The organism is Microcystis sp. M109S1 (assembly GCF_020247025.1).
GTDB lineage: Bacteria > Cyanobacteriota > Cyanobacteriia > Cyanobacteriales > Microcystaceae > Microcystis.
The window spans coordinates 1-12,640 of record NZ_JADBRW010000135.1; the positions used below are offsets into that span (position 1 = coordinate 1).

Genomic DNA, 12,640 nt, shown 5'->3' on the forward strand with positions numbered 1-12,640 from the left:
AAATTTGACCTTTCGACCATTATAGCTTGTTTCGGGGCAGAAAACCAGCAAAAACATGGCTACAGAGCGAATCCCTTACTCTAGAGATTAATGACACTATCTGTTAAAATCAGGTTAGCGATCACTATACAGCCAACTCTACGGAATCGCTCTACTCCAGATACAGTCAACGGTACAGCCATTTTCAAGGGAAAAATGTACCCAGTAGCCTCTTTTCAATTTTTTCTTAGAAGCGACCTGCAGTAAGGGTTTTGTTAATTTTCTAGTATTTATGTATGGGGGAAGTCCAGGTATAACTATCTGGCTGGAGAAAAGTACAGAATCGCTCCACTCTAGATCAAGTTAAGGGTACATTCAAGCTTGCAACGGGCATCGATCGATCCCTGAATTCGGGCTAACCAAAAGAGGATAATTAGGGTTTGCGGCAAAAAGTTTTTCCTGGGGGCAGGGTGTAGGGTGTAGGGTGTAGGGTTTTACTGATTTTGAGGGGGTCAATTACCCAATTTTCAGGGAAAAAGTCCCTGAATTTGCCCCCTGATCACTCCCACATCCGGTACTTTTTGATTTCCAAAAGGTCTAAAAACCTTGTTGGATAAGGTTTTTAGATTTATTCAGCCAGCCCTATATAACTGATTACTGATTACTGTCGCGGTTGTACGGGGAAACCTTGACGCTGAAGCATTTCCGCCGCATCTTGGCCTGGTTGATAGTTGATACCGAGGGTAGAGGTGGCCGTATCTTCGATGATTTTGGGAGTGAGGAGAATAATCACCTCACTGCGATTATTCTGATTGGTTCGACTGCGGAATAAAGCCCCTAAAATGGGAATATCCCCTAAAATCGGCACTTTTGTCTCAGAACTTTGTTGTGTTTCTTGGATAATCCCAGAAAGAATTAAACTCTGTCCATCCCGGAGACGAATTAAACCAGAAGTCAATTCCCGACGAATCAGAGGGGTAAGGGTGTTGATTGTGAGACCACCGCTATCAAATCGAATTGGAGACCCCGGAGAGGCGATGGTAGGGCTAACCGACAGGGAAATAAAACCGTTATCATCCACCTGATCGACGTTTACCGCTAAAGTTAATCCAGCATCGGCCAGTACAGGGACAGTGGTGCGTTCGCCACTGAGAGGATCTACACGTGTCTCCACACTTTCTAGCACTTTCTCGGTGAGCTTAACGGTGGCCTGTTGACCTTCCTGCACCACCAGGGAGGGATCGGTGAGAATCTTGGCATTTCCTGTCTGAATTGAGGCTTGCAGGGTCATCAGGAATTTTTGGGGATACTGGAATAGGGTCGGGGGTTCGTATTCATACTCTATTATTCCCGTCTCTGGGTCAATATTAATATCACTCAAACCGGGTTGAAAGGGGTTACTAATCCGACCAAAACTAGGGCGCGAGTAGGGTGTTAGACCCCCTGAAAAGTCATTCGGTCCCTGGTTAACACGGCCAAAGGGAGCGCCATTCTGAATGTCAAGAAAATTTTGAATTTCTGCTGTCCCCGTACCCGATATGATATCAAAAATCGGTACAACAGGCTGTGCAAAAGCCCCCGGTCTGCCTACAGTTGAGCTAGTAGGTGGGTTCATATTACCAAAGTTCAGCACTGCTGCCCCGTTATCTTGAACGAAGAAACCATCGTTAAAACCGAAGGAAAAACTACTGTTAAAGCGGTCTGTATTGAGCAGGTTGACATCGATAACTTTCACATTAACCACCACCTGACGGCGACGAGCATCCAGTTGGGTTAATAAAGAGGTGGCGATCTGGACTTGTCGGGGTTCGCCGATTAAATTGATAGAATTAAGGCGATCATCGGCGGCAATTCTTAAACCGGTTAAAAGTAAGGCAGCTTTTGATCCTTCTGTGTTTTGGGGGGTCAGTGGCTCTAGGGTGGGAGCAACATCCCGGCGACCGGTTACTCGTCCGGTGAGGGGATCGACGATATCCTCGGTTTGGGTAACTAAACGCTGGTATTCCGCCCCTTGGGTGGCGAGGAAAATGGCGGCGGCGACAGCTTTAACTTGATTGAGACGCAGGGTGCGGCTAATCAGATTACGAGCCCCTTGGGGTAATTGCGCCCCGACAAAGATGGTTTTACCCTGACGGTTAGCCTGGAGTCCGGAAATTAACAACACGGCGTTAAAAATGTTTTCCACCGATTCGTTAGTAAATTCCAAGGAAACTGTCTGGGAGGTGGCGTTCGCTTCCCCCTGGGCGCTGGTGAAAACGACGTTATAACCGGCATAGTTAGCAAGGGTCATTAACACTTCTCTAGCGGGAGCTTCCCGCAGTAAAATGCGAGGTACAGTCATATTACGCTCGAATTTGACCTTTTCGGCACTAGCATCGATGTTAGAGATGGCAATATCTCCCACCGGTGGGGCGACGGCCCGGGGTAGGGTGGGAACACCGGGGGCTTGGGGTGCGCCTTGAATGATAATTTCCGGGTTGGGGACAAGGGGCGCACTTTGGGCGAGCAGTTTTTCACTAGCTAAAATGCGATCGCTGATTTCCTTTTGTACGGCTGCGCTTGAAGGGACAAGCTGATTTGGCGACTTTTGTAAATTTTCTTTACTAAACTCTTGCCAAAATTCAACTTTTAATGTAGGGGATTTTAACTCTGAACCATGGAAGGAAATGGGGGTTTCGGCCAAAGCGCTCAGGGGAGCCATCAATAAAAACGAGGCAATTTGGGGGATAAACAGGGCATAGCGGGACGGATTCACTTTAACTTCACTCCTCAACAATTACGGGATTCAACGGACAAAAAACGCAATACTCACACTGGATTGAAGACTATTATCGGGGCGGACTAGCGGGGGGTTGACCAGCGGCGGGGGGTGGCGGTGCTAATTTCGCTAATTCTTCGGCATTGAGAGGAATAATCACATCGAGAAGAAAGGTGGTAGTAACGGGTTTATCGCCTTGGCGAACGATAGTGGCTTTATTGTTGCCGGTACTAACCACTTTAACTGCCGATCCTTCCTTTTCTATCTGGGTATTGAGACTATTTAGCAAAATGAGCGGCTGTAATCTTTCTAAATCCCGAATAACCTCTTGAGTGTTAGCATAGTTCCCTTCGATCTTGACGTTCAGAGTTTGACGTTTGAGCTTATTATTAACCGCGCTACCGAGGGAACCATCGGAAACCACCACTGGTTCTAGTCCTTGGGGTTGGAAGCTAATCAGCTTAACATTGCGAGACTTAAAGATATTACTAATATCTAAGAGAATCGTGCTTAAGTCCTCTTCTTTGGCAAAAAGCGCGAGTATTTGCTGTTTAATAGCTTTTTTTTCTTGCAACTGACTCTCGATTGTTTGGAATTCGGAGGCTCTCAGACCGCTTTTTTGTTGATCTAACTGTTGTTGTTTGCCAGCTGCATCGTTTTGCAACTGTTGCAAGGTATTATAAGCGGGCATCACCCAGTTAAAAAGCAGATAGAAAGAACCTAGTAAACCCACCACACCAGCAGCGATGCCACTATTGCGGGGAGTAAAAGTTATCCCGAAAGCGATAGGATACTCTTCAAATTCCTCTAATTCCCGATCTTCAAATTCTTCGGTAAAGGTCATGGTTGAATGGCTCCTTGGCGTTTGAGAGTATTAATCCTAGTGACAACTCCGAGTGCTCCATTCCGGGTAAGATTGAGCAGTTGTTGAGTAGCGGGAGTATCACTTAATTGGGCGGTGATCACAAATTGAACCGCTTGGGGGAAAGTAACATTAATACTTTTGTACTCATTGTCCACCTGTACGGGTAAATCGGCCAGGACAGCACTTTCGATCGCGGTTTTCTTGCCCTGTAAAAAAGGAGAAGCTTGCAGGGTTAAGAGATAATCATTTACTGCTTCGTAACTACTGGCAAAACCACTGATTTTTAACTGAGTAGCTGGATTCGGTTGCCCTTGATCTGGGGCAGCGGGAACCTCCACCTGCTGCACACTGGTTAGCTGGACGCTAGGGGGAGTTTGTTGGCGAATTTCTTGAAGAATGGCTGACCAAGGCCTAATCTGATTGAATACAGTTACCAGAGATTGATTTTCTCCTTCTACTGCCGTTAATTGCGCTCTCAGGTCTTCTAGCTTTTTGCTTTGGGCTTGCAGTTGACCTAATTCCGCGTCCAGTTGCTGAATTTTGGCCTGAGTTTCGCTGGTTTGCCAACCGACGAGTAAACCGAGTAATCCCGTCAGTGTCAATAATCCGGCCCCCACTCCCACACCGATCAACAGGGGTGTTTGTTTACGCAGGTTAATAGCGGTGGAAATCTTGGACGAGGAGGTTCCTTTGCCCGTTTGGTTAAGATGGCGATCCTTAAGAAAATTAACGTCAAGACTATACATAATTTTTGTCTATACCTCCCGTAATCCTAAACCGAGAACTGTTCCTAATCCAGGTCTTTCGGTATTAGGAATCTCTTGAGTTGTATCTAAGTTCAGTGATGCGATCGGATCGATTGCCATGGTGGGGACGCTGAGACGTTGAGTAAAGTATTCGTCTAGTTGCGCTAAACCGCCCCCGGGACCGGCTAAAAGTAACTGGACGATTTCCAGTTCATCACTTTGGTTAAGATAGAAATTAATCGATCGCCGTAACTCATCGGTTAATTCCCCTAAAACGCGTATCACTGCCGTCATCCCGGCGTTAGTAGGGGCCCCGGAAGTGCCGGTATTGGTGCTAAGACTATCAAAGGCAATAATCGGAATTTTCATCCCCAAAAGAATCTCAGGACTGCGGGAGGTGGGCAAATTCATCGCCCTGGAGAGGGCATTTTGTAGCTGGAAAGTGCCGATGGGGACAGTGCGGGAAAATTGGGGAACGCCGTCAACCACGATGGCAATTTCCGTGTTATCAAATTCTATATCAACAATAACGGCGGCTTCATTGGAACTAAACTGTCGCAAATGCTCGCGAATCGTCCGAATTAGGGCAAAACTATTAATTTCTAGCACATCTACCTGTAATCCTGCCTGTTGGAAGGTTTCCATATAGGCATCGGTAATCTCCCGACGAGTAGCAACTAATAATACTTGTACTTTTTCGATCCCGTCTTCATCCAGAAAGTAGCCTAGTTTTTGGTAGTCGAGATCCACTTCCTCGCGAGGATAGGGAAGGTATAAACTAGCCTCATGATTTAAGACCAGATTTCGCAATTCCTGATCGTCCAATTCCGAGGGAATGGGGATAATCCGGATAATTGACTCGCGCATCGGCACACCAGTAGCGACTCGTTTGCTGTTAATTTTATTTTCCTTGAGGACTTCTTGGATTAATTCCGCTAAAGCGGGGGAATCGACGATTTTTCCCTCCTCAAAGATGCCTTCCGGGATATCCGACGAACAACATTTAACTAATTTATAATTTTGTCCCTGTTTGGCGATCTGAGCTATGTTAATACGCTCCGGGGTGATCTCTAACCCAACACCTTGAGGTTTTTTTGTCAATAGCTTTTTAAAAAAACTTACCATAGATTTTCTCGGGCAGCTCTAAGGGGATTGGTGATTAACAAAGCAAACAATTTTTTGACCTGATTTCATCTAGTCCCGATCAAGGCAGTAAATCAGTCTATAAACGATCCTGACTCGGTAAATTACCCAGAAAAGGTAAAAATCGAGAAGAAGAGAAGCTATTTCGGCACTAAGTACTAACCCGATTATCTGTGTTCAGATCGAGGTTAATCTTAACTGGGTGAGAGGAGAGGAAGTGCTTATTGATGGTGATATTGTAATCAATTTTGGTGAAAGAACCAAGTCCAAGCTAAAAATTGGCCATTACCCCCCCCTTTTTTTTCTGCTCCACTAGATCAAGCCAGCCAAGCCTAGTTATAATACCCAATTATCTAGAGAAAATTTCAATTTTTCTAGGCACTATTTTTTCTTGACTCCAGGAAACCGGCGATCAAATGCTTCTGACGGGCGTGATTTTCCCGTATAATTAGGAGTTTGCACAGTGACAAAAGAAGTTAAGGAGCGATTTCGATGGCACGAATGTACTATGATGAGGATGCCAATTTAGATTTATTAGCGGGAAAAACGATCGCTATTATTGGTTATGGTTCCCAAGGTCATGCCCACGCATTAAATCTCAAGGATAGTGGCGTTAATGTGATTGTTGGTCTATATCCCGGCAGTAAATCGGCAATCAAAGCCAAAGAAGCCAGTATTCCGGTTTATGATGTGGCCCAAGCCGCTAAAATTGCCGACTGGATCATGATCCTCTTACCGGATGAAGTGCAGAAAACGATTTATCTCAACGAAATTGCCCCGAATTTAAGCGAAGGCAAGGTGTTATCTTTTGCCCACGGCTTTAATATTCATTTCGGTCAAGTGGTTCCCCCGGATAATGTCGATGTGGTTATGGTCGCACCCAAAGGACCGGGCCATCTCGTCCGTCGCACCTACGAACAAGGTCAAGGAGTCCCCTGTTTATTCGCCGTCTATCAAGATGCTACCGGCCAAGCACGCGATCGGGCGATGGCCTACGCTAAAGGTATCGGTGGCACTCGGGCCGGGGTTTTGGAAACCACTTTCCGCGAGGAGACAGAAACCGACCTTTTTGGCGAACAGGCAGTATTATGCGGCGGTTTAAGTGCTTTAATTAAAGCTGGCTTTGAAACCCTCGTGGAAGCTGGTTATCAGCCCGAATTAGCCTATTTTGAGTGTTTACACGAAGTGAAACTGATCGTCGATCTGATCGTCGAGGGCGGTTTAGCCAAAATGCGCGATAGTATTTCCAATACAGCCGAGTACGGTGACTACACTCGCGGTCCGCGGGTGGTGACGGAAGCGACTAAGGCCGAAATGCGGAAAATCCTCGGGGAAATTCAATCGGGACAATTCGCCAGAGAGTTTGTCCTCGAAAATCAAGCAGGTAAACCGGGGTTCACCGCTATGCGTCGTCAAGAGGCAGAACATTCGATCGAAGAAGTCGGCCAAGATCTGCGGGCGATGATGAGTTGGCTAAAACGCTAGTTCTTTTTTTTCGGTGGAGGGTTGGACGCAACGGGGCAATTCTTGCCTTTGCGTCCGTCCCGACACTCGACCCCCCACTCCCCAAAAGGAAAACTTCCTACTTAGGAGCTGCTGAATAAATCTAAAAACCTTGTTGGGTAAGACTTTTAGACTTTTTGTCAATCAAAAAGTACCAGGCATGGGAGTGATCAGGGGGAAAATTCAGTGACTTTTTCCCTGAAAATTAGGTAATTGACCCCCTCAAAATGGTTAAAACCCTACACCCCACACCCCACACCCCAACCCCCAACCCCCAACCCCCAACCCCCGACCCCCAACCCCCACCGAAAAACTTTTTCAGCAGACCCTGCTTAGTAGATCGCCTCTCTTGATTTAACCAGACCGATCGCCCGTAAACCGGCAATCACACCACAACCGATCACCATACCGACAAAGGAACGAATCAGATTTTCTAGGGGAACGATCCCAATTAAAGCGATCCAGACTTCTTCGGGCCAGTTAAAAATCGAGTAGGTAATGGCGACGGCCCCTAAATGGGAGAGGCCGCTGGCGGTCCAGGTACCCCCAAAAATTCCCGCCGCTACTAGGGCCAAATTATTACCTTTGATCCAATGGGTAAAAAGAGTCCGGGTTGGTAGGATAAATAATACCAAAGCTGACCAATCGACGAAAGCCCCGGCAATAAAGATTCGTGGCGAAATGCCGTTCAGTCCGATCGCCCGGTTAGCGTAGATAAACAGGGGAATCAGAAAAATTAACGTTAATCCTAACCACCAATAACGGCGTTTTTTGCCTAAAACCATCGTTCCCGCCACAAAACTGGCTATAATTGCCCCAAAGACCGAAATAGCGGGAATTCCTGCCGTGTAGGGGGCAAGGAAAGCCCCAATTAAGGCTCCAATGCCACTAGCGATCGCCCCAGCGATCGGGCCGAGTAACCAACCCAAGAGGGGAAAAACCGCTTGACTGAGGGGCATACTACCGCCGGAAGCGAGGACAATGGAGAAGGGAATAAAAGAAAGGGTAGTGACAATGGCCGCTAAGACGACAATATAGGCGATCGGCGCACCATCAATGGCGGCACTACTGACAGCTTCCACTTTGCGTTCTTCGCCTTCGGGGATAATATCTAGGGTCATAGTTGCAAGGGTAATTCTAACTTTTCTATCATCCTCTGGTTTGCTCTTCTTGCGGCAATGATTGATTTTTTCGATAACAGCGTACGGTAATGTGATAGGGATGAAAAATCTCTAGGAAATCTTTTTGTAGGGTTTGAAAAAAGCTCTCAATAATTTTGGGATCGTCGAGATGAAAGGGATATTCTTGATTAAAACCTTTGAAAAAATACCAGTTAATAATTAGCTTTCCTCCCGGGTTTAACCAGTCATAAAACTTTTTAAGTTGGACCGTGGGTGAGGGCAAATGCTCGATGACATCCAAACAGATAATCGTGTCAAATTTTAGCTGTTCGGGAATTTCCGTATAGAATGAGAGCTTATTAGTATCGAGATTTAATTGCTTGGCACGAAAGCGAACAAATTCATGATGTAGGGGATTAATATCGCAATAGATCACCTGTTCAACCCCAGAATTCATCGCGGCATCCAGGGCATGAGTACCGATTCCGCCACCAAAATCTAAGACTTTTCCGCTACCGTGATCATCAATTAATCTCAGGGTTTCCCCGATATATTCTTGACTGGATAAATGCCAAGCAGATAATTCAAATAAATAGTTTTCTTTGACTTTTTCCTGATAGAAATAATCTGGATTTGTCCAAGAAAAGTCTTGATGAGCTAAGGCCGCTAAGGAATCTTTTGCTATCGCTAATTTTGCTTGTAAAATTTCTTGGTCTAATTGTAAAAAGTTTTGTAGGTGTGACTCCAAATCAAAGGAATTGCGCTTGAATTCCGCAACCGAGGAGGATGATAGCAGGGAAGAATCTCGATTCATATATAGAGTGAAGCCAGGGAGAATTAACTAAGAAATCCTTTCGTAGTATCTCACAATTTGGCTAAATTATAAGTAGGGAGGCACAATTATTTGTAGGACGGGTAGTAACCCATGCAGACGTTGGGTTTCATGCTTCAACCCAACCTACGTTCATCTTATGTTTAATTCCACCCATTTACTTAGCAGGAAGTTTTCGTTAAAACATTAGTGCCAGTCTTTGGCGTATATCCGCAAAAACTGGCACTGTCCATCTACTGACTTTCATATATTTAAGGTCTTTATCTCGGCTGACCTCCTTTGAAATTATCTATAGTATTTCCTACTTTTCCCTCCTTTCCTCTATACTTAATTATTTTTTAATATTTACTTCTGTGACGATTGGTCAGGTTTTATTAAGTAATGCTGCGGATGGAGGGAAACGCCGAGAATTTGTGATAACCATACCTCAAAATCGTGGATTGGATAAGCTTGCTCCCCCGTCAAGGGATTTACCATTGGTTTCACCAGAATGGTAAACATTCCCAGACGATTTCCCGCTAAAACATCGGTAAACAAGCGATCGCCAACCATAGCAATTTGTTGGGGGGGGAGACTCATGGCTGCCATCGCTTGCCGGAGTTTGCGTCGAGAGGGTTTCACCGCACCGAGAAGGTAGGGAAGTTGTAAGTTATCAGCGATCGCACCGATCCGATTTTCGCTAAGATTATTACTTACCAACCAAATCGGTAGATAAAGACGCAAGGAATCGACCCAACGCTGTAAATCGTCAGAAACCGTCGTTTCCTGGAGGGGAACAAGGGTATCGTCCACATCGAGAATCAATCCTTTAATTTGATGCTGACTCAAAATCTCCAGACTGAGACCGAGAATCGTATCCCCTAAAATTAAATCAGGTTGTAGAATTTTTGCTCTAGTCATTAACTTCTCAAAAATAACTCGCACTGAGTCGATCGAACTCAGCTTGCTCAAAAAACCATGGACTTATTTAGTATAAATGACTGACTGCCTCTGAAAATCTGGCCCGACCAATCCTTTCACTTGGCCGCTTGAATCACCTGTAAACTGCCACCAGCGTATAATTTTTGTTGACAATCACGAAAACCGATCGCCTGTAAAGATCGGATGAGATCGGTATCGATAAACTGCCAAGCGGTATGGGTTTCAAATAATTGCAAAAATAGGGCCAAAGAAGGCCAAAAAAGCGGGTTAGTGGGTCGATGAAAATCCACGAGGGCAAAAATTCCCCCCGGTCTGAGAACTCGATACACTTCTTTGAGAATTTCCTGTAACTGCTCTGGTTCCATTTCGTGGAGAGCGGCGCTAGTATGAACAAGGGCGAATTCTCCGGCATTAAAGGGCATTTTTTCGGCTAATCCCTCCACATAATGCGCTTGCGGCACCGCTAAACTAGCTCGCTCCAGGGCCACAGGAGAGACATCTAAACCGGTACAGCGATCGGATAGGGGGACTAAATAACGGGTGGTTTGACCCGCACCACAACAAAGATCGAGGATAGGGTCATTTTTAGCGATTTTTAAACCTTCTAGGGCTAATTGCCGAAAACGGGACTCCCCACCCACTGCTAGGGCAGCCAGACGGGAGATACCATCGTAAAGCCATTGATATTGATAACTGAGGGGACGTAAAATTGTCGCCAAGATCAACCTCCAAGATTTGATTAAGTTCTATATTGTCTGTAATTTGTTTTAACGGTTCCACCGATATATTGTTAAACTTGGTAAAGAATCTGAAAATTTAAAAATTATCTGTTAACACTATGGGTCGCGTTGGGGTTCTATTATTAAATTTGGGTGGGCCGGAGCGGTTAGAGGATGTGCGTCCTTTTCTATTTAACCTTTTTTCTGACCCAGAGATCATCCGTTTGCCGATCAAAGGATTACAAAAACCGTTAGCTTGGTTAATATCGACGCTAAGAGCGAGTAAATCCCAGGAAAATTACCGTCAGATTGGCGGTGGCTCCCCTTTACTCAAGATTACGGAAGCACAGGCCACGGCACTGCAACAACGTCTCAAGGAAATGGGCCGCGAGGTGAGCGTTTATATCGGGATGCGTTACTGGAATCCCTTCACCGAAGAAGCGATCGAGCGGATTAAACGGGATCATATCAAAAAATTAGTTATTCTGCCCCTTTATCCCCAATTTTCCATCAGTACCAGTGGTTCCAGTTTTCGTGTGCTGGAGGAAATGTGGCAGCAAGACCCCTATCTGCGTTTGACGGAATATACTCTCATCCCCTCTTGGTACGATCATCCCACTTATCTGAGTGCTATGGCCGATCTGATCGCGCGAGAATTAGAGCAGTGTCCTAATCCTGACCAAGTACATATCTTTTTTAGCGCCCATGGTGTCCCCCAAAGTTATGTGGAGGAAGCGGGAGATCCCTATCAAAGGCAAATTGAAGAATGCACTAGGGCGATCATGCGTACGCTCAACCGACCCAATCAGTACACTTTAGCCTATCAAAGTCGCGTCGGTCCGGTGGAATGGCTAAAACCCTACACTGAAGATGCTTTAAAAGGGTTGGGAGAGCAGGGAATTAAGAATTTATTGGTCGTGCCGATTAGCTTTGTCTCGGAACATATCGAAACTCTGCAAGAAATCGATATAGAGTACCGAGAAGTGGCGGAAGAAGCGGGAATTGAACATTTTCAGCGAGTACCGGCTCTTAACACTCACCCAATGTTTATCGAATCTCTCTCCCAGTTAGTGGTAAAATCCCTAGACGAGAAACCCACCACTTTCGAGCAAATTACCCGTCCGAAAGCGAATATGAAAATGTATCCCCAGGAACGTTGGGAATGGGGGATGACAACGGCAGCCGAGGTGTGGAATGGTCGATTAGCGATGATCGGTTTTCTGGCAATTATTATCGAATTAATTACTGGTCAAGGACCGTTACATTTTGTTGGTTTATTATAACCCCGATCTTCGCTGCAATTGCCTTTGACGGTAATTTCTCACCCTGTGTAACCACCAAGACAAGGTTGGGTTTAAGTATATTTAACCCAACCATTGGCGATTTTATCTTCTCTTAGGACATCATATTAGCAGAACGAACATTAACGTTAACTTCTAGCTTGCCATTGCCCAGCATATCTAACCCGGTGACGCTAAACAGATTAGCTTTAATGCCCCTTTCCTGAAAATTAGCCAGTAATTCCTTGATGAGAACCTCTTCCACTTTCGCCTCATCATCTGCTAGGGCTTGGACAATTTTAGCGGCAAAAGAGCCAATTTTTGCGCTTAATATTTCTTCCACATTGGTAATCTCGATAATAACCATTGATTTTTCTTCTTAGTAGAGGACAAATAGCTTGACAAGCCAATAAGAACAGAATTTGCGAGAAAATAGAGCTGCTCTCATCGAAAATTTTGGGTCTGAAACCCCGTCGTTCTACGACGGCTTTACTGTTAAATACTAACACATTTACGAAATATATGCTAAAATGCTCCCCATGGAAAAAGCCTATTCTTACCGATTTTACCCCACACCCGAACAAGAGTCGCTATTGCGGCGCACTTTGGGCTGTGTAAGATTGGTTTACAATAAAGCTCTCCATCTCAGAACACAAGCATGGTACGAAAGACAAGAAAGAGTAGGATATGCTCAAACTTCTTCAATGCTAACCGATTGGAAAAAGCAAGAAGAATTAGACTTTCTCAATGAAGTAAGCTGTGTACCTTTACAA

At 45.3% G+C, this 12,640-nt stretch carries 12 protein-coding genes; 3 read left to right on the top strand and 9 right to left on the bottom strand.

The window, feature by feature from the left end; translation table 11 throughout:
• Nucleotides 1-640: 640 nt before the first annotated feature.
• From IM322_RS06350 to pilM, 4 genes are all read right to left on the bottom strand, one after another.
• Nucleotides 641-2,734: a secretin GspD/PilQ domain-containing protein gene (locus tag IM322_RS06350; protein WP_287672035.1), complete on the bottom strand. Its 2,094-nt coding sequence runs from the start codon at nt 2,732-2,734 to the stop codon at nt 641-643.
• Nucleotides 2,735-2,807: 73 nt separating this feature from the next.
• Nucleotides 2,808-3,581: a pilus assembly protein gene (locus IM322_RS06355; RefSeq protein WP_287672037.1), complete on the bottom strand. Its 774-nt coding sequence runs from the start codon at nt 3,579-3,581 to the stop codon at nt 2,808-2,810.
• Entirely contained in the window at nt 3,578-4,348 is a 771-nt protein-coding gene (locus IM322_RS06360) for a PilN domain-containing protein (protein ID WP_287672038.1), read from the bottom strand. The genes IM322_RS06355 and IM322_RS06360 overlap by 4 nt, the downstream gene beginning before the upstream one ends.
• Nucleotides 4,349-4,357: 9 nt before the next feature.
• Nucleotides 4,358-5,473, bottom strand: a complete 1,116-nt coding sequence (gene pilM / locus IM322_RS06365; RefSeq protein ID WP_287672039.1) for a type IV pilus assembly protein PilM — start codon at nt 5,471-5,473, stop codon at nt 4,358-4,360.
• 510 nt (nt 5,474-5,983) lie between these two features.
• Here pilM and ilvC point away from each other — a divergent pair.
• Nucleotides 5,984-6,976: a ketol-acid reductoisomerase gene (gene ilvC / locus IM322_RS06370; protein ID WP_287672040.1), complete on the top strand. Its 993-nt coding sequence runs from the start codon at nt 5,984-5,986 to the stop codon at nt 6,974-6,976.
• A 350-nt stretch (nt 6,977-7,326) separates the two neighbouring features.
• Here ilvC and IM322_RS06375 read toward each other — a convergent pair whose 3' ends face one another.
• The 4 genes from IM322_RS06375 to IM322_RS06390 form a co-directional block, all read right to left on the bottom strand.
• The gene (locus IM322_RS06375; RefSeq protein WP_287674126.1) at nt 7,327-8,115 is read right to left on the bottom strand and encodes an ECF transporter S component; all 789 of its coding nucleotides are present in this window, start codon (nt 8,113-8,115) and stop codon (nt 7,327-7,329) included.
• A 28-nt stretch (nt 8,116-8,143) separates the two neighbouring features.
• Nucleotides 8,144-8,929, bottom strand: a complete 786-nt coding sequence (locus IM322_RS06380) for a class I SAM-dependent methyltransferase (protein WP_287674125.1) — start codon at nt 8,927-8,929, stop codon at nt 8,144-8,146.
• Nucleotides 8,930-9,292: 363 nt separating this feature from the next.
• Entirely contained in the window at nt 9,293-9,847 is a 555-nt protein-coding gene (locus IM322_RS06385; protein ID WP_286823573.1) for a YqeG family HAD IIIA-type phosphatase, read from the bottom strand.
• A gap of 116 nt (nt 9,848-9,963) precedes the next feature.
• The gene (locus IM322_RS06390; RefSeq protein ID WP_287674124.1) at nt 9,964-10,587 is read right to left on the bottom strand and encodes a class I SAM-dependent methyltransferase; all 624 of its coding nucleotides are present in this window, start codon (nt 10,585-10,587) and stop codon (nt 9,964-9,966) included.
• Between the two features lie 119 nt (nt 10,588-10,706).
• Here IM322_RS06390 and hemH point away from each other — a divergent pair, with 119 nt between their 5' ends.
• Nucleotides 10,707-11,870, top strand: coding sequence for a ferrochelatase (gene hemH, locus IM322_RS06395; RefSeq protein WP_287079548.1), 1,164 nt, complete (start codon nt 10,707-10,709; stop codon nt 11,868-11,870).
• 112 nt (nt 11,871-11,982) lie between these two features.
• Here hemH and IM322_RS06400 read toward each other — a convergent pair whose 3' ends face one another.
• Nucleotides 11,983-12,234 carry a DUF8653 family protein gene (locus IM322_RS06400; RefSeq protein ID WP_286823576.1) on the bottom strand — a complete coding sequence of 84 codons (252 nt, stop codon included), beginning with the start codon at nt 12,232-12,234 and terminating at the stop codon, nt 11,983-11,985.
• Nucleotides 12,235-12,406: 172 nt separating this feature from the next.
• On the opposite strand from IM322_RS06400, the gene IM322_RS06405 reads away from it, so the two are divergent.
• Nucleotides 12,407-12,640: helix-turn-helix domain-containing protein (locus IM322_RS06405; protein WP_287713147.1), on the top strand; the 234-nt coding region annotated here is incomplete at its 3' end.

Bases quoted from the DNA above. Each gene is read 5' to 3' on its own strand.
- IM322_RS06355 (WP_287672037.1), bottom strand. From the start codon at position 3,581: ATGACCTTTACCGAAGAATTTGAAGATCGGGAATTAGAGGAATTTGAA.
- IM322_RS06360 (WP_287672038.1), bottom strand. From the start codon at position 4,348: ATGTATAGTCTTGACGTTAATTTTCTTAAGGATCGCCATCTTAACCAA.
- pilM (WP_287672039.1), bottom strand. From the start codon at position 5,473: ATGGTAAGTTTTTTTAAAAAGCTATTGACAAAAAAACCTCAAGGTGTT.
- ilvC (WP_287672040.1), top strand. From the start codon at position 5,984: ATGGCACGAATGTACTATGATGAGGATGCCAATTTAGATTTATTAGCG.
- IM322_RS06375 (WP_287674126.1), bottom strand. From the start codon at position 8,115: ATGACCCTAGATATTATCCCCGAAGGCGAAGAACGCAAAGTGGAAGCT.
- IM322_RS06380 (WP_287674125.1), bottom strand. From the start codon at position 8,929: ATGAATCGAGATTCTTCCCTGCTATCATCCTCCTCGGTTGCGGAATTC.
- IM322_RS06385 (WP_286823573.1), bottom strand. From the start codon at position 9,847: ATGACTAGAGCAAAAATTCTACAACCTGATTTAATTTTAGGGGATACG.
- hemH (WP_287079548.1), top strand. From the start codon at position 10,707: ATGGGTCGCGTTGGGGTTCTATTATTAAATTTGGGTGGGCCGGAGCGG.
- IM322_RS06400 (WP_286823576.1), bottom strand. From the start codon at position 12,234: ATGGTTATTATCGAGATTACCAATGTGGAAGAAATATTAAGCGCAAAA.